The 16,230-nt window shown below is 57.6% G+C and carries 15 protein-coding genes; 8 read left to right on the forward strand and 7 right to left on the reverse strand.

The annotated features are described in order from the left end of the window. The first annotated feature begins 5 nt into the window (after positions 1-5). The 8 genes from H0484_RS03990 (at position 6) to xdhC (ending at position 8,857) form a co-directional block, all read left to right on the forward strand. Complete coding sequence (locus H0484_RS03990) at positions 6-782, forward strand: GntR family transcriptional regulator (protein WP_226953158.1); 777 nt, start codon at positions 6-8, stop codon at positions 780-782. Further along, positions 772-1,734 (forward strand): allantoinase PuuE, encoded by a 963-nt coding sequence (gene puuE, locus H0484_RS03995; RefSeq protein WP_226953159.1) that lies wholly within the window; start codon positions 772-774, stop codon positions 1,732-1,734. Before H0484_RS03990 ends, puuE begins: the two co-directional genes overlap by 11 nt. Before the next feature lie 20 nt (positions 1,735-1,754). Beyond that, positions 1,755-2,273 (forward strand): 2-oxo-4-hydroxy-4-carboxy-5-ureidoimidazoline decarboxylase, encoded by a 519-nt coding sequence (gene uraD / locus H0484_RS04000; protein ID WP_226953160.1) that lies wholly within the window; start codon positions 1,755-1,757, stop codon positions 2,271-2,273. A gap of 78 nt (positions 2,274-2,351) precedes the next feature. Continuing rightward, the gene (gene alc, locus H0484_RS04005; RefSeq protein WP_226953161.1) at positions 2,352-3,395 is read left to right on the forward strand and encodes an allantoicase; all 1,044 of its coding nucleotides are present in this window, start codon (positions 2,352-2,354) and stop codon (positions 3,393-3,395) included. Between the two features lie 89 nt (positions 3,396-3,484). Next, positions 3,485-4,033 carry an ureidoglycolate lyase gene (locus tag H0484_RS04010; RefSeq protein ID WP_226953162.1) on the forward strand — a complete coding sequence of 183 codons (549 nt, stop codon included), beginning with the start codon at positions 3,485-3,487 and terminating at the stop codon, positions 4,031-4,033. Further along, positions 4,030-5,475, forward strand: a complete 1,446-nt coding sequence (gene xdhA, locus H0484_RS04015; protein WP_226953163.1) for a xanthine dehydrogenase small subunit — start codon at positions 4,030-4,032, stop codon at positions 5,473-5,475. Before H0484_RS04010 ends, xdhA begins: the two co-directional genes overlap by 4 nt. Positions 5,476-5,485: 10 nt before the next feature. Beyond that, positions 5,486-7,852 (forward strand): xanthine dehydrogenase molybdopterin binding subunit, encoded by a 2,367-nt coding sequence (xdhB, locus tag H0484_RS04020; protein WP_226953164.1) that lies wholly within the window; start codon positions 5,486-5,488, stop codon positions 7,850-7,852. Between the two features lie 6 nt (positions 7,853-7,858). Beyond that, on the forward strand, positions 7,859-8,857 hold the full coding sequence (xdhC, locus tag H0484_RS04025) for a xanthine dehydrogenase accessory protein XdhC (RefSeq protein ID WP_226953165.1): 999 nt from the start codon (positions 7,859-7,861) through the stop codon (positions 8,855-8,857). A gap of 32 nt (positions 8,858-8,889) precedes the next feature. On the opposite strand, the gene H0484_RS04030 is transcribed toward xdhC, so the two are convergent. The 7 genes from H0484_RS04030 to H0484_RS04060 are packed head-to-tail and all read right to left on the reverse strand — an operon-like array spanning position 8,890 to position 16,209. Continuing rightward, positions 8,890-10,164: a hypothetical protein gene (locus H0484_RS04030; protein WP_226953166.1), complete on the reverse strand. Its 1,275-nt coding sequence runs from the start codon at positions 10,162-10,164 to the stop codon at positions 8,890-8,892. Positions 10,165-10,178: 14 nt separating this feature from the next. Then, on the reverse strand, positions 10,179-10,814 hold the full coding sequence (locus tag H0484_RS04035; RefSeq protein ID WP_226953167.1) for a type 4 pilus major pilin: 636 nt from the start codon (positions 10,812-10,814) through the stop codon (positions 10,179-10,181). A gap of 24 nt (positions 10,815-10,838) precedes the next feature. Beyond that, positions 10,839-11,942, reverse strand: a complete 1,104-nt coding sequence (locus H0484_RS04040) for a general secretion pathway protein (protein ID WP_226953168.1) — start codon at positions 11,940-11,942, stop codon at positions 10,839-10,841. Further along, positions 11,939-13,663 carry an ATPase, T2SS/T4P/T4SS family gene (locus H0484_RS04045; RefSeq protein ID WP_226953169.1) on the reverse strand — a complete coding sequence of 575 codons (1,725 nt, stop codon included), beginning with the start codon at positions 13,661-13,663 and terminating at the stop codon, positions 11,939-11,941. The genes H0484_RS04040 and H0484_RS04045 overlap by 4 nt, the downstream gene beginning before the upstream one ends. Continuing rightward, on the reverse strand, positions 13,660-14,136 hold the full coding sequence (locus H0484_RS04050) for a hypothetical protein (RefSeq protein WP_226953170.1): 477 nt from the start codon (positions 14,134-14,136) through the stop codon (positions 13,660-13,662). Before H0484_RS04050 ends, H0484_RS04045 begins: the two co-directional genes overlap by 4 nt. Further along, on the reverse strand, positions 14,126-15,451 hold the full coding sequence (locus H0484_RS04055; protein WP_226953171.1) for a hypothetical protein: 1,326 nt from the start codon (positions 15,449-15,451) through the stop codon (positions 14,126-14,128). Before H0484_RS04055 ends, H0484_RS04050 begins: the two co-directional genes overlap by 11 nt. A 14-nt stretch (positions 15,452-15,465) precedes the next feature. Next, on the reverse strand, positions 15,466-16,209 hold the full coding sequence (locus tag H0484_RS04060; RefSeq protein ID WP_226953172.1) for a hypothetical protein: 744 nt from the start codon (positions 16,207-16,209) through the stop codon (positions 15,466-15,468). Between the last annotated feature and the right edge of the window lie 21 nt (positions 16,210-16,230).

A 16,230-nucleotide genomic window follows, 5' to 3' on the forward strand; every position in this document is an offset into this window, starting at 1 on the left:
TTGCCATGACCACCCAGTCTCTTGCGGGCTCCGCTATTTCTCACCCCGAAGCGCCCAGGCCCTCGTCCTTCCTCGAGGGTAGGGCCGGAGCTTCCGAGGTAGATCGGGTTCATGCCGAAATCTTTGATGCCATGATGGACGGTCGTCTAAAGCCGGGTGCCAAGCTGACGGAATCTGCGCTCTGCTCGATTTTTCTATGCTCCAGGGCCACCGTAAGAGGGGCATTGGCCCAGTTGGCTCACGACCGGCTGGTAGTGCTGCAAGCCAACCGTGGCGCTTTTGTCTGGCTGCCAACGCGTAAAGAAACGCAAGATGTATTCGAGGCGCGACGCGATCTTGAAAGCGTTTTGATAGACCGTTTGCTGAGCCTCGAAAATCTTGCCGACCTGCTACAGCCATTGCGTAAATTGGTTCAGCAAGAGCAGCAGGCTTTCGAGTCGGGCGACCGGCTTAGCTGGTTGCGTCTGTCACACGCTTTTCATGTGCGCTTGGCTCAGCTCACGGGCAACGAGGTATTGGCAGAAATGATGCATCTTCTTTGTGCACGCAGCACGCTGATCATCGCTTGCTACGACACGCCAGGCTCACATAGCTGCACCTATGGCGAACACCTCAATATTCTTGATCTGCTGGCCCAACATGATAGCGACGCGGTTCGTACAGCCATGCATCATCATTTGCAGTCCTGCGAGCATCGCTTAAGTCAGATCGAACAACCTGTTCTTGATCCCTGGGCTGCCTTCAGTGTCAAACCCGGTCAACAGGTGGCTCATGCAAGTTGATCCCTCGAACAATGAGGCTCGCCCTTCTTATCCTCGCGATCTCATAGGCTATGGCCGCACACCGCCTTACGCCAACTGGCCGGGCAAGGCGCGTTTGGCTGTCCAGTTCGTCCTCAACTACGAGGAAGGCGCGGAGAACTGCGTTCTGCATGGGGACCCGACTTCCGAACAATTTCTCTCCGAAATCGTGGGGGCGGCGGCCTATGCCGATAGACACCTTTCCATGGAATCTATTTACGAGTATGGCTCGCGCGTAGGGGTATGGCGTATCTTGCGCGAGTTCGAGCGCCGGAGGCTGCCGCTCACGCTTTTCGGCGTGGGTATGGCACTCGAACGTAACGCCGAAGTCGCCCATGCATGCATGGAGCAAGGGCATGAAATTGCAGCGCATGGTTATCGCTGGATTCATTATCAGGCGGTTTCAGAAGAGGTCGAACGTGCCCACATGCGCCAATGCATTCAAGCCTTCCAGGCCCTTACCGGCAGTCGCCCGCTGGGGTGGTACACCGGTCGTGACAGCCCGCGCACGCGCAGATTGTTGGTAGAGGAGGGTGGCTTTCTTTACGACTCCGATTACTACGGTGATGATCTTCCTTTCTGGACACTTGTGGAAACCTCCGATGGGGGCAAACACTCGCATCTGATAGTGCCGTATACCTTGGATACCAACGATATGCGGTTTGCTACGCCTCAAGGCTTCAATACCGGCGAGCATTTCTTTAATTATCTTAAAGATGCTTTCGATGTTCTCTACGCAGAAGGCGAAACGATACCGCGCATGCTGTCCGTGGGCTTGCACGCGCGCTTGATAGGGCGGCCGGCGCGCTTTGCCTCTTTGCAACGCTTTCTTGATTATGTTCAAGGTTATGAAAAGGTGTGGGTTTGCCGGCGCGTCGATATCGCGCGTCATTGGCGCGATACCCATCCCTACCTTGCGGGCAGCATGGCTTAGCGATAAGGCTGGAGACAAACATGATGGCACCCATTAGCTTAGATGCCTTGAACAAAATACCGCCACAAGACTTCGTGGAGGTACTGGGCGGGGTCTTTGAGCATTCTCCCTGGGTTGCACAGGGGGTGGTCGAACTGCGGCCCTTTCAAAGTGTGCAAGCTTTGCATCAGGCTATGGTTGCTTGCATTGCAGACGCAGGCCATAAAGCTCAGTTGAGTCTGATGCGCGCGCACCCAGAGTTGGCCGGCAAGGCTGCGGTCAAGGGCGAATTGACGGCTGACTCCGCCTCAGAACAGACTGGCGCGGGCTTGGATCAGTGCACGCCACAAGAGTTCGCCCACCTTACGGCGCTGAATCAGGCTTACAGAGAAAAATTTGGCTTCCCTTTCATTATTGCGGTGCGTGGTCTTGACCGCAGCCGCATTATTCAAGCGTTCGAGCGTCGCCTTAGCCGAGACTATGACGAGGAATTCGCCGAATGCCTGACGCAGATATACACCATAGGTGAACTACGCCTGCAGGCCATACTGACTACATAGCTTTACCGCTGGGCGCAGCCCAGAGACGGCTGTGCGGCGGATTGACCTTAAACCCACTTTGATACGGAGTGAAGCGTCATGGTTGCACCCCATTTGCCAGACGGCACTGTTTTGCAGTCGCCTGTTGTTGAACTGCCGGCGTTCGCCGCCCGTTATATCAATCTTGCTGCCGGCGATCTGGGGGCCAAGGTGCTCAAGTGCTCCGACGAATTTTTTGGCGAAGCGCGGCGTATGCTGGCTACGGGTGGTTCCGTTTTTATCGTTGGCAAGTTCGACGATCATGGCAAATGGGTGGATGGGTGGGAAACCCAGCGCCGCCGTCACGGAGGCCATGACTATGCCGTCGTTCAGTTAGCCTGGCCGGGCGTCATTAAAGGCATAGACATAGACACCAGCCACTTCACCGGCAACTATCCGCAAGCGGCGTCTCTGGAGGCCTGCTTTTGCGAAGGTGAGCCCGACGAGCATACGCAATGGGTCTCTTTACTGCCGGCCCAAGCCCTGTCGGCCAGTGCGCATCATTTCATTCCCTTAGACGATGCAAGGGTCTGGTCGCATGTGCGCTTGAATATCTACCCGGATGGCGGCGTGGCGCGGTTTCGTGTCTATGGTCAACCTGCATGCGATTGGCAAAGCATGAGCACGCAAACCTTGCACGAGGTGTCCTCCCTGCGCTTGGGTGGTCGTATCGTGGGTTATAGCGATGCCCACTTTGGCGTGCCGTCTCGTCTGCTGATGTCAGGAAGAGGTGTCAATATGGGCGATGGCTGGGAGACCCGTCGACGCCGTGAACCGGGATTCGACTGGTGCGTGATCGAGCTTGGTCACGCAGTGACGGTAGAAAAAATAGAAATCGATACGGCACACTTCAAGGGCAACTATCCGGCGCAAGTGTCGCTACAGGCAGCCCAGGTTTCCCCCAGCACGGATGCTTCCGTCATTACCCAGGCGATGTTTTGGCCAGAATTGATGCGCCCGCAAGCCACTCAAATGCACAAACAACACTTTTTCGAGGCTGAGCAGTTGCAGACCCTGGGGCCTGTCACGCATGTGCGTGTCAACATGTATCCCGATGGTGGTATCAGCCGTGTACGCATCTGGGGGCGGCTTGCGGGCGTATAGTAGGTAAAAAGAGTAGCGCCGGCCACCGACAAGTATAAGAAGCTCGGCGTTGCTCGCAAAGCGGCGTCAGGGCCGCAAGGAGACAAGACATGGCGATTCACAGTATTTCGCTGGAACCCTTGCAAAGGAGCGAGTTCGCGCCCTTTGGCGAGGTGATCGATTTGAACGCGGACTGGTTTGCCATCAACCAAGGGACGACGCGCCGCTATCATCGTTTGGGTGGCGTGCAGTTGCTGGGGCAGGGTGGGCAAGGCGTAATCAGCTTAGCAGTGGCCCAGCGTGCCGCCCAACCTATTGCAGTGCGTATGCTAGAGCGTCATCCGCTGGGCAGTCAGGCTTGGATACCGCGTGGGCTGTCTCCCTTTATCGTAGTGGTTGCGCCTGGTAATTCAGAGGGGTATCCCGACGAGTCGGGCCTTAGGGCTTTTTATGCTCGTGCAGATCAAGGCGTTAATTATTATGCGGGTGTCTGGCATCACCCTTTGCTCTGCTTGGTTGAGGGTGGGCAGTTCCTTATCGTTGACCGGGACGGCCCTGGGCCCAATTGCGATGAGGTGCCGCTGAGCATTACGCGATGGCTAAACCTCGATCTCAACTTCGATACTCTGGAAAAAGAGCTCCAGGAGGGCGAGCGATGAGCACCAGACAAGTCATCAGCTTCTATTTGAACGGTCATCTTCAGAAAGTGGAGCTTGAGGGCGCAACGCGGACTTTACTGCAGTACCTGCGCGAGCAACTGCACCTGACGGGCACCAAAGAGGGGTGTGCTGAAGGGGACTGTGGCGCGTGTACCGTATTAGAGGCGTCTCTGGGTCCTGAAGGCAATGTCAGTTTGCGGTCGGTAAATGCTTGTATACGGTTTTTGCCCACCTTTGACGGTAAGGCAATCTGGACGGTGGAAGGCATAGCCGGAGAGACCGGCTTGCACCCCGTGCAGCAAGCCATGATAGACCACCATGGATCACAATGCGGGTTCTGTACGCCGGGATTCGTCATGTCGCTTTATGCCATGTATCAAAACGGTCATCGACGCCCCGCGCGCGAAGAGGTGCTCGATCAGCTTTCAGGAAATTTGTGCCGGTGTACCGGTTACCGGCCTATTCTGGATGCGGCTCAACACCTGGCTGATTATCCCGAGCAGCAGCTGGATATCGAACAGCTACGCAAGCAGCTGATGCATCTGCGTGACGAAGCGGGCGATGCCGCGGTTCAGTGGCAGGGGGCGGCTCAACGCTACTTCGCACCGCGCAGCGCGGCTGAACTGGCCGCTTGTTACCTAGAGCAGCCCGACGCTATTTTGCTGGCCGGCGGGACAGACGTTGGTTTGTGGGTCACCAAGCAACTGAAACAGCTAGGCACCGTTATTTATCTTGGAGATGTTCAAGAGCTGCAAACTGTGGAAAAACGTGAAGGCCACTTGCATATAGGTGCCGGTGTGTCCTTGAACGACGGCTATCAAGCCCTGGTGAATGAGTATCCGGAACTTACCGAGCTGTGGAAGCGGTTTGCGTCAATGCCCATACGTAACTCGGGCACTTTGGTGGGTAATGTGGCCAATGGCTCGCCCATCGGCGACAGCGCACCGTTTCTTATCGCTTTAGGGGCTTCGGTCATACTGCGCCGGGGCGACAGTCGGCGCGAATTGCCACTGGACTCGCTTTATCTGGACTACCGCAAACAAGCTAGAGAAGCGGGCGAGTGGATAGAAACCTTGCGGGTGCCTTTGCGCAAGCCCGGTCTGCAACTGGCGACTTACAAGGTCTCCAAACGTCACGACCAAGATATTTCAGCCGTATGCAGTGCATATGCCCTGACTTTGGAAGCAGGCAAGGTGGTGAAGATTCGCATTGCTCACGGTGGCATGGCGGCGACTTCGCGGCGGGCGCTCCATGCCGAGCAAGCCTTGCTGGGCAAGGACTGGAGTGAAGCTCATGTTCATCAGGCCATGTTGGCCTTGGCGCAAGATTACGAGCCCATGAGCGACATGCGTGCCAGCAGCGGCTATCGCCTGAAAGCCGCCCAGAATCTGCTGTACCGCTTTTACCTGCAAAGTACGGGCGTCACGTCCACCCGCGTCTGAGGAGATCGCCATGTCCAAAAGCCCTCACAGCACCGTAGGCAGCAGCTTGCCTCACGAAAGCGCGCATCTGCATGTCACGGGTACCGCGCCCTATACCGACGATATTCCCGAGCAGCGTAATACGCTTCATGCGGCATTTGGTTTGTCCGAGCGCGCTCATGCGCGTATTGCCGCACTAGATCTTTCGGCTGTGCGCACAGCGCCCGGTGTCATGGCTGTCGCTACGCTGGATGACGTGCCGGGCGAAAAATACTTAGGCCCCTTTTTGCACGACGAACCCATCTTTGCCGATGGCGTCACTCAATATCTGGGCCAACCCTTGTTTGCGGTCGCCGCCCATACTCACGACCAGGCACGTTATGCCGCCAGATTGGCAAAGGTAATCTATGAAGACCTTGAGCCCATTCTGGACGTCACGCAGGGGGCGGCTCAGCAAGCCTATGTCCTGCCTCCGGTTCGAATGTCGCGTGGCGATTTGCCAGCGGCGCTGCTCAGTGCACCCCTGCGTCATCAAGGCGAGTTTTTTTGCGGTGGCCAAGAGCAGTTTTACCTGGAGGGGCAGGTTGCCTATGCCATCCCTGGCGAAAATCAGGAAATGCAAGTTTTTTGCTCTACCCAGCACCCAAGCGAAATGCAGGCCATGGTGTCGCACATGCTGGCGTTACCGGCCACTTGTGTACGGGTACAGTGTCGCCGCATGGGGGGCGGTTTCGGGGGTAAGGAAAGCCAATCATGGCCTTTTGCGACTGCCGCCGCGCTCTTGGCGTCTATGACTGGGCAAGCGGTAAAAATGCGCGCAGACCGCGACGATGATTTCATGATTACCGGCAAGCGCCATGATTTTTTTATGCGCTATGACGTGGCATATGAGCCTGATGGCCTGATTCGTGGTGTTGCTTTTGATCAGTGGGTGCGGTGTGGCTACTCAGCTGATCTTTCCGGCGCTGTCGCCGACCGGCAGGTATTTCATAGCGACAATGCCTACTACCTGGAAGCTGTAGACATACGCTCTTTGCGCATCAAAACCCATACTCAGTCCAATACGGCGTTTCGAGGCTTCGGTGGCCCACAGGGCATTTTATGCATAGAGTATGTCATCGATGACATCGCCCGCCGACTGGGGCTAGACCCCTTGGATGTGCGTCGCCGCAATTTCTATGGCAAAGAAGAGCGCAATGTCACGCCCTATCAGATGCGTCTGGAGGATAACGTTGTGCACGAACTGGTCGAGCAGTTGGAGGCGTCTTCACAGTATCGGCAGCGCCGTCGCGAGATTCAAGCCTTCAACGACGTCAATCCGGTGCTAAAAAAAGGCTTGGCCTTGGTGCCTGTAAAGTTTGGGATTTCGTTTACCGCGACTCATTTGAACCAGGCCGGCGCGCTAGTGCATGTGTATACCGATGGCTCGGTGCTGGTGAATCACGGCGGTACCGAAATGGGGCAGGGCCTGAATACCAAGGTTGCACAGGTGGTTGCCGAAGAGTTCGGTCTGCCTTTGGCAAGCATACGGGTTTCAGCCACCGATACGGCCAAGGTGGCAAACACCTCGGCGACGGCAGCCTCGACGGGTACCGATTTGAATGGCAAAGCGGCTCAAGACGCGGCACGCAAGGTTAAGCAGGCGCTGATTGCCTATGCGTCTGACCACTATGGCTGCGATGCGCAAGAGATATCGTTTCACGATGGCCAAGTATGTTTAGGCACTCTTGCCCCGATGAGTTTTGTGGATTTCGTGCGCCAAGCCTATATGGCTCGAATTCCTTTGTGGTCATCGGGCTTCTACCGCACACCCAAAATTCACTACGATATGGCGACCCTGACCGGAAGGCCGTTTTACTACTTCGTCTATGCTGCGGCTTGTGCCGAAGTCGTCATCGACACCTTGACGGGTGAAAACAGACTGCTACGTGCCGATATTCTGTATGACGCCGGTAGACCCATCAATCCGGCTGTCGACTTGGGGCAGATAGAGGGCGGGTTCATTCAGGGTGTGGGGTGGCTGACCACTGAAGAGCTTTGGTGGAATGATCAAGGCCGCTTGATGACTCACGCGCCCTCCACTTACAAGATTCCTTCGGTGTCGGATTGCCCTGCGGACTTGCGTGTGGCTTTCTTTGACAATGGCAACCGCGAAAACAACATCTATCAATCCAAAGCCATGGGTGAGCCGCCCTTGCCTTTGGCCATATCCGTCTTTCTAGCCTTGCGTGATGCAATCGCTGCGGTGGCACCTGAACATGAAGTCGTGCCATTGGATGCGCCGGCCACAGCAGAGCGGATTCTGAACACGCTGGATATGGTGGCTCCGCGCCGTTTGGGTCAGGGTTGGAGCTGGCGCTCCAGTACTTCTCCCCTTAGCAGTGCCATGTCGGAGTAGGTGGGTATGAGTCAGGTATTTGCTTCAGAGTCAGTGGTGCACGGCCTCATGCCTGAGTGGTTGCGTCACGCGCGTGCCGCTATTTTGGCAGGGCAGAATCCCGTCATGGTGACGGTTGTCTTGGCCCAAGGCTCCACCCCCCGCGAAGCGGGGGCCAGGCTCTGTGTGCATGCTGAGTACACCTGGGGCTCCATAGGCGGAGGTCATCTGGAGTGGGTGGCCATAGAGCAGGCCAGGGTGCTTTTGGCGCAGTCCTTGCCGCGCGCGCAATGGCGTCGCTATCCGCTTGGGTCCAGCCTGGGGCAATGTTGTGGCGGCGCGGTGACCCTGCTCTTTGAACCTTTGGATAGAAAAGACTTGGCATGGTTGGATGAGGCCATCAGCTTGGTGCGCAGCGGTGTAGCGGTAAGGCGCGACACGAGATTGGATGAAAGCGGTAGGGCGCTCACACAGATACAGGCACTCACTCAGCCAGACTCCGTGCAGTCCCGCACTCACTGGGATGCTCAATCCCAGCATTGGCAAGAAACCTTTTCTGCCAAAGCCTTGCCTGTGGTGGTTTGCGGTGCGGGACATATAGGCAAGGAGATCGTCAAGCTGCTGGGCAGGTTGCCGGTTGCCGTGCATTGGCTGGACGTGCGCGATACCGAGTGGCCTGTAGATTTACCAGCCAATGTGGTGTGCGTGCAGGGCGACGACCAGGATGTTCCCGACATGCCCGAAGAGGCAGCGTGGCTGATCATGACCCACGATCATGCGCTAGATCTGGCCATTGCCGAAGCAGTACTTCGGCATCAGGCTTTTGTATTCTTGGGCATGATAGGTTCCAAAACCAAAGCAGCCCGATTTCGCTCTCATCTTAGCCGCCGCTTGTCTGCCGAGCAGGCCGATCGCCTGACATGCCCCATAGGCATCGTTAACACCAGTAGCAAGCTCCCTGCTGTCATTGCGGTCTCCGTCGTCGCGCAGTTGTTGCCTATGCTGGATGGGGACTTGCCTGATTAAGAGCGGTCAGCCTACAGCACGGCACTACCGCGTTAGCTAAGACAGCCCTGAATGACGGAGGCCCGTGCATTGGGGCCGGCAGATGTGATCTCGATGCGGTGATTGGTGTTGATGCTGACGCTCTGCGTGACTCGCAAAGTACTGGATGCGGCAGACTGGAAAGAGCCGCTGAATGTACCGCTCAGCGAGACGTTTCCGGTAGCGTTCACACTTCCGCTACCGCCCACGCTACCCCCCACGTCTCCATGTACATCCAGATTGCCACCCGTTACTGTGACGTCATGGGCAGATAAAGATACGTATCGAAACGGCGTTGCAGGTGGTTGGCAGACAGGCGGCGCAACATGGGCGCCGTCAACCAGATTGGTGAAAACGCCTTGTACGGACGCACCGCTGCTGACAGACCATACGCCGCCGCTGCACACGGCCAACTGGTTTGCAGCGCTTGCTGCGAACACACGCGGTGTCAAGCACGGGGCACCGGGGGAGACCGTCGTGTTCAAGAGCAGACCGGCATCGGTCTGTACGACTCCTGCAACGCTTAGCTTGTCTTGTAGATGAACATGTCGGGTGTCGCCCATGCGCACAAACTGACCGAAGGGCGTGACCCCCAGGGTGGCGGCGACAACGGCGTGGCCAGGCATGTTAGAAAGCGGAAACCAAGCCTTGTTTGCATTGAACAGAGGGCCGGTGAACTGGCCCTCCAGCAAAGCATCGTGCCCCGCATAACCTTGAGTGGACAGCATGACTTGCCCCAGCAAAGCAGGGTTGTATTCGGCGCGAGAACCCTCGGGCGTGAGGCAAGAGGCTGCTGAGCGGCTGCTGGGCTGCGCGGAGACAGGGTGGCAGGTATAGACGTAGGACTGCAAATTGCAATCCGAGCCAGGGCAATCACCTTGCCGGACCAGCAGCCATTGAGCCCGCTCTCCCAGCGGCGTGAAGTCGGGTTGGCCGGCAGTCAGAAGGCCCTGTTGCTTAAGCACGGCCATGGTGCCATGCATCAGCTGAACGCCTCCCGCCCCTGACACCCAGTTGAGTGTTGGGGGCGGGGCATAGGTGCCGGGCGGGGCTGCCTGTATATCCACACCCTGCAGCCATGCTTCGTGACGTAGTTGGAAGGCTACCAAGGCGTCTCGGGCAGTCAGTAGGTAATGAGCTGTGGCCTCTGCCGCCGAATCGTGAAGGCGACGCGTCAGCTCTATGGAAGCCAGTATTGCCAGTAAGGTGGAAAGAGCGATGGCCACCATTACGCTGGCGAGTCCAAAACCATGCTGAAGCGAGCGATTGCCCACGATGCGGGTGGCCATCTTGCCTCCTGATGTCAACGAGCCGTGAAAACAAAGTCATTGTTTTCGCCATCGACGCAATGTTGCTGGGCATCGGCAGCGTTGTAGGGAGTGGTGGTGTTTTTGATGGCATTCCCATTAAGCGTCATTTCTTCGGAGGACGTAGACATGATGGAAGCCAAGGTAGGGCAGGCTTTGTCGTGCACGTCGGTTACCGTCAACGAATAAGCGCTGCCTAGGCCTGCGCCCGCCAGGTTGGCTGCAGCCAGAGATACGGTTCCGCTATTGCCGGTGCCTGTGCCCCCTAGCCGATGTGCCACGATATTGCCTGTGGTGCGCAAAGTCGTGGCTTCCCGTGTGGCAGGAGCAAGGTTGCTGGCGTTGCTGACGTTGGAGTAGGGTAGATTAGTGCCTGTTGTACCCATGGCGCGCATCCGTGCCATGAAACGCTGCAACTCGGCTGCCACATCGGGGGTGCGCCCTTCTATGACTATGCCGTTGATGGCGGGAATGCCGATGACAGCCAGCAGAATCATGATCATGACGGCGAGCATGAGGTTGACCAGCGCATCGCCGTGCTGACGATGGCGGCCCCTCGAAGAGGGGCGGGCCGCACGGCGTGGGTCTTGGCGACGGGCTTGGGTGACGAGGGGTTTTAAGGTTTGGGACATGTGAGCTCCGTTGAGAAAAGGGCTTCAGTAGGCGAGCAGCAGCGCAGCTCGCATTTCGTGAATGGCGGCGTAGTGCCACAGCATGGTGCCAAGCAAGAAAATCAGCGCGCAGCCGATCAGGGCCCAACGCGTTACTGCAGCTCGCTGCGCCACGGCAGCGGTCGCGTTGTGCTCCAGGCGCAGCCTTGTTTTCTGCAGGGCGGCGTCCATGCCGACGGCATCCACGAGATCTTCCAGATACCAGTAAGTCTGCTTGTCGAGTAGACCTGTATTGAAAATGCTTGCGCCCGCCCTGGCATCAGACAAGCGCAGCGCCATACGCAATACATGGTCTTTTAGCCACGGGGGTGCGTGCTCACACATCATGCTCAGAGCTTCGGCCAAGGAGTGATTGAGACCCGTTCTGGGCTTTAAAATGGCTGCCAATGTGACCAGAAAGCGGATGGCCTGCGTATCGCGGTAGAGCTGAAAACCGGGTACGTATTGATCAAAAAAGCCCCGCGCCTTGCCGTGCCACCGAGGCATTGCCCAGCGTAGCGCTGCCATGGCGCCTGCCATCAGTCCAATCAGGGGCCACAGCCATACGCTTAGCCAATCGGCAAAGCCTACCAAGCGTCGGGTGGCTGCACCTTGATACATAGGGTCGACTTGAGCAAACGACGACAATAGCGTTGGCACGGTAAATGCGCTGATGGCAAACATCATCGCCAGGCATACGCAAACAGCGAAGTAAGCCATGGACAGGGTGCTGAGCAAAATCCCCTTGATCTTCAAGTCCAGCCTTAGCAGGGCGGCAAGCTCACGAAAGCCTCCGATCACAGCAGAACCGCCCAGACGCTGCATCATGCGTATCAACGCTAGCTCGCGTTCAGGCAGTGTCCCCGTGAATGCCATCCCCAGCTCACCATATTCTTCTACTTGGTGAGCCCAGTGCAGGCTTAACTGCCCTCGAACGGTGCCCGCGCCATAGCGATGCGCGTCATTGGCCAGTATTTGCTTGATGGTGTTGCGTCCCTGGGTGGCTTCCAGTATGTCTGCCAGGTAGTCGTAGTAAGCCTCTCGTTGGGAGCCTCGGAAGCGGAGCGCCGCCCACCTAAGGGGCAAGCCAAGTTTTGGGGGCGCCATCATATCGGCCTCGCTGTCAGCGATTCAACGGTTTCAAATGCCATGAAGCGAGGTTCGATGTCCCGTGGGTCCAGTTCGCCATGCAGCATCTTGTGAACGGCACACTGCATGGCGGTTTTGCCAGCCATGTCAGCGCTGAAGGGATCTCCGTCCGAACGGCTGCGATACCGCTTCGCCAAGCCTTGAACGTCGTGTCTGCATACCAGGGCCAGCGCCTCGGCATCGTGCCCCAACTCATAAAGCTCGGCGACAGCGGTTCTGCCGGCGTAGCCGTAGATCTCCGGGAGTTCCTTGAGGCGACATTGCGCGCAACCCTGTGAGTTACGTACACGAACCTTATTCAGGTCTGAGTACAAGCGCCGCAGTCGTTCTATATAGTTTGCCCAGTGGGTGGCATCACGGGTGCGGCCCAATGCATCTGGGGCGCCATACATTAATACGCTGAGCGGCAAGGAGCAGGCGGTGCAAAGCTTGGGGAGCAAGGCTTGATAGGCAAGCAGTTTGAGCATTCCCGGAGAAGCCAGCACCTCGACTGGAACCTGCACTTGGGGCGAAGCCAGGCGCGATGGGATGGCGCAGACGCTGCTGACGTGCACGGTGGTGTACAGATTGGTGCCGGATTCCACGATATCCAGGAAAGCGCGACCGGTCTCGGTGTCTCGTATTTCTCCGAGCAGCACGTCGGAGACGGCTGCGCGCTTGAGCATCATCAGCTTGGCGCGAAAGCTGCTGGCCTCTTCGCTGCCATCGAAGCTGCGCACAATGCTGGCTTGCAGTGCGTTTGTAATAACACGCTCGACCGGATCTTCAATTGTCATGATTTTGCGTGTGTTGGGCAGGCTGCCGAGTAGCCGAGCAAGCGAAGTGGATTTACCTGAACCGACAACACCGCCAAAAACGATGGCGCCGCCTTCGGAAAGCATGGCGCGTTCCAACATGGCCACCTGACTTGGGAGGTATCCCAGGGCCTCCAGGTTTGCGTTGGGCTCGTCTTGAGCCAGGCTAAGCAGCCGCAAAGTGACCGAAGGCCCTTTATCTGCAACAAACTGGCCCCAGCGCAGCATGTAAGGTTTTGCATCCACAACGTCGTACAGCCTGCATTGAGACTCGCTTCTGGCGTCGAAAACCGACTCTCGTCCGCCGTATCCGTCTTGCCAAGCCACACGAACGATTTCCAGCAAGCGTTCGGTGGGCATGCGCAGATGCGCGGGAGCGACGTAATGGCCATCTACGTGGGCCATGACCTGGGACTCGGCGGCATCGAAGTCTATGTTCAGGTGCACGTCGCTGCAGCCCTTGCGCACAGCCCAGGCGATGATGTCGCGAAAGGCGCGGCTGGTGTCCGAACGGTCGTAACCTTGTTCGCGTCCGCTGAGTTTCAAGTGACTGCCATCTACGCGTTCTCGCACCAGCGTGAGCAGCAAGATGCCAGAGAGCAATCGCGTCGGTACTGCACGGCCTTGGTTATGCGCCTTGGCGGCCTCGCATACGCTGGCATGTACGTCGGTGCCCTCTCTGTCGCAAGAGCAGAACACGGCGATGCTGCCGTCTGCCAATTCAGCCGGGCAAGCCTGTGCAGCGATGCTGCGGCCCACCCATTCGATACGCAAACGCAAAAAAGCGGGTTGCATAAGGCTTAGTTCGGCCAGGGTGGCGATGACGGTGTTGGCATCTGCTTGCGCAGTGGCGTTTAATAGTTCGGAAAAGGCCGTGCGATGATTCAAGGCGCACTCCCTGCCTGGGCGGCGCACAACCGCATGGCGCTGCTGTCGCTCTCCAGGTCTATGCAAGGGGGCGCCAGCCGCTTCAGGCGCCAGGGTGTGCTCATGTCGTTAAGGGCTTGAGCGCGACCGTTGACATACAGTGTCTCGTGGCCGTCGATGAGCACTTCAGCATGAAGGCGGTTTCCCACTCCATATATAGAGGTAAGAACAGGCAGCTTGGCCGGTGGATCTGCGTCATGAACGGACGTGAGCGGTATGGCGCCTAGACCGGCCTCTTGCGGGCCTGCGCCGGCCTGTTGTTCAAGATATCTCTGACGCTCAGCCGCCAGTGCACGGCGAGCATCCAACATCAAGAGTTCTGACACTGCCTGAGCGGGTGGTGGGGGAGGCAGTGCAGGCAAGGAGGCCCAGCCCACGCTGTGGAGCAGGCTGAGCAGGGCTCCAGCCCAGAGCCATGGCAGCTTATTTCGCATGGATTTTTCCTGTAAGCGTTACGGTTAATGCGCTGTTGTCCAGGCCCGCCGCAGCAATAGGCAGGCGCCGTATCTGCAGCCTGTCCAGGAGCGTTCCATCGGGAAGGGACAAAAGGTAGAGTGAGCGCATAGGCCCGTTTAAAACCAGTGTTCTGGCAGTCGGTATCCGAAGCTCGGAGTCGACTGGAAATGGAATGGCAACCGCAGTCCCGTCTGGCCTGATTTGGGTGGGAGGCGCGAGCGCGACCTCTTGGGGATGGCCCACGGCAAGATCTGTCAACGCCGGTGCAAGTCTTTGCAAACCTGATAGCCACGACAGGGCGACGTCCGCGTTGGCGGGAAGGTGTTCCCAGTTCAGCGCAGTAGCAGGGGAGGGCTGGCTCAGTGGCAGTTGAGCGACGGCATTTTGCAAGTCTGGCCAATGCAAGGACCAAGGTTCAGGCAGCGCTTCGCGTAACTCAAGGTTGGTGCCCAAATGCCCTCGACGGTATCGCGCTGAGCAGCGCCATTGTGTGGGGTGACAATCGACTTCCACCAGCTCCCATCTGCCCGCCGTCAGGGGAATCTTTTCTACCTCGTGCAGCAGCGTTTGTAGAACTTGCCCCCCGTGGTTGGGCATTTGGCTGGCCCATGTATGAATGGCAGCCTGCCAACTGTTGCTGGGGTCAACGGAGAGCGTGGTTTGCGCCAGGGCACTTTTTTTGAGTTTTTGAGACGATTGATACCAACTGCGGCTGTAGTCCGTGGCAGCCCATGCCAAAATTGCGGCCAAGATGCCCCAGATCGGTAGAGGAATTTGTGCATAGGTGCGGGTAGTGCGCTTGAGTTGGGTGGAAGCGTCGAGCTGGCCGGCCAAAGCTGTGGGAGGAAGCTGCTGGTCGCCGTCCTGGTCGCCATAAACGATCAGACCTTTATGTTTTTCCTGTAAGTGGGCCAAGTAGGCCTGCGCTTGCTGATCGGAATCGTGGATGACGTCGGAACCCACCATGACGACGCCGTCGTAGGCGGCCGCTACCCAGACGCCACTGGGCATTTTCATGCGCAGGGCCACAGGGCCGCGTGCGCAGGAACGAGCAAACATGGCGGCTGCGGAATACAGTTGTATGCGGCGCCTGGGTAGCTCCGAACGTTTTTTTACATGCAGCAAACCCACCACGGTGCTTCGTGCCCCGCCGCGCGTATAGGCGGCAGCTTTTGCGCGGGAGGCAATTTTTGCAGCAACGGCTTCTGGATCATTGCCCAAGGTGGAATGCCAGGTCAGTCCGAACGCCAATGCCCGATTACCGCCAGGCTGCATCTCTATCAGGTATTTCATGCGGTCTGTACCGTTTAACAGGTGTAGAGAGTGTCGTTGAGCGGTGCTGGGTAGGGAACGTACCCAGTTGACCGAGAGAAGCGGTGAGTACAGCTATTGATAGTGGTGCGTGTGATCGTTCCGTAACCTGTGTCGCTGCCACCAAAGCTCACGGTATTGCCAGAGACCTGGCATTGATTCATCTGGCTCTGCTTATACGTATCGCTATATACGCGGCCTTCTGCGGGGTAAGCGCTGACCATAGGGTGAGGCCCGGCTTCGTAGGCGCTCAAAGCGGCATAGCACCAGAGGGTTCCTGAAGCCTTGTGCAACATCAGATAGACGTAATAAGTACTGCCGCCGCCAAACGCAGTGCCATGGCCGTAGGTGACCGGCAGGCTTTGCGCGATGTCACTATGGACGTCTGCGGTGGGTGCCCAAGGCGGCTGGCAAGCGCTGGTGTCCCAAGGCCCGTAGTTCCAGGGGCCGTTGGAGATCTGGCCGTTGGCTTGAGCGACGTACTGATACCGAAAATTTGAGCGAGTTTGCTGGCCCAGGCTGCCCGCGGGACACGCCTGACTTTCCTTACCCTGTTCGATTTGGGTTCGACGACAACCCCCATATTGAGTGTTCCATACGTAACCCGGCCAACAAGCCGCGCCGACTTGGTCGGCCGATAAGTTCATCTGTAGATTGCTGCTAAGTTGTATGTGGGCGGTGCTGGAAGCCAGAGCTTGGGCTCCCAGAGCTGCAGGTAGCAGGAAAAACAGAGCGAACATAGGGTCTCCTGGCAAAGGATG

It is taken from the genome of Mesopusillimonas faecipullorum, assembly GCF_020539505.1.
GTDB classification, from domain to species: Bacteria; Pseudomonadota; Gammaproteobacteria; order Burkholderiales; family Burkholderiaceae_B; genus Mesopusillimonas; species Mesopusillimonas faecipullorum.

Coding starts and splice junctions, on each gene's coding strand:
- uraD (WP_226953160.1), top strand. CDS start 1,755: ATGATGGCACCCATTAGCTTAGATGCCTTGAACAAAATACCGCCACAA.
- H0484_RS04050 (WP_226953170.1), bottom strand. CDS start 14,136: ATGCGAAATAAGCTGCCATGGCTCTGGGCTGGAGCCCTGCTCAGCCTG.
- xdhB (WP_226953164.1), top strand. CDS start 5,486: ATGTCCAAAAGCCCTCACAGCACCGTAGGCAGCAGCTTGCCTCACGAA.
- puuE (WP_226953159.1), top strand. CDS start 772: ATGCAAGTTGATCCCTCGAACAATGAGGCTCGCCCTTCTTATCCTCGC.
- H0484_RS04040 (WP_226953168.1), bottom strand. CDS start 11,942: ATGATGGCGCCCCCAAAACTTGGCTTGCCCCTTAGGTGGGCGGCGCTC.
- H0484_RS04030 (WP_226953166.1), bottom strand. CDS start 10,164: ATGGCCACCCGCATCGTGGGCAATCGCTCGCTTCAGCATGGTTTTGGA.
- H0484_RS03990 (WP_226953158.1), top strand. CDS start 6: ATGACCACCCAGTCTCTTGCGGGCTCCGCTATTTCTCACCCCGAAGCG.
- xdhA (WP_226953163.1), top strand. CDS start 4,030: ATGAGCACCAGACAAGTCATCAGCTTCTATTTGAACGGTCATCTTCAG.
- H0484_RS04055 (WP_226953171.1), bottom strand. CDS start 15,451: ATGAAATACCTGATAGAGATGCAGCCTGGCGGTAATCGGGCATTGGCG.
- H0484_RS04035 (WP_226953167.1), bottom strand. CDS start 10,814: ATGTCCCAAACCTTAAAACCCCTCGTCACCCAAGCCCGTCGCCAAGAC.
- alc (WP_226953161.1), top strand. CDS start 2,352: ATGGTTGCACCCCATTTGCCAGACGGCACTGTTTTGCAGTCGCCTGTT.
- H0484_RS04010 (WP_226953162.1), top strand. CDS start 3,485: ATGGCGATTCACAGTATTTCGCTGGAACCCTTGCAAAGGAGCGAGTTC.
- H0484_RS04060 (WP_226953172.1), bottom strand. CDS start 16,209: ATGTTCGCTCTGTTTTTCCTGCTACCTGCAGCTCTGGGAGCCCAAGCT.
- xdhC (WP_226953165.1), top strand. CDS start 7,859: ATGAGTCAGGTATTTGCTTCAGAGTCAGTGGTGCACGGCCTCATGCCT.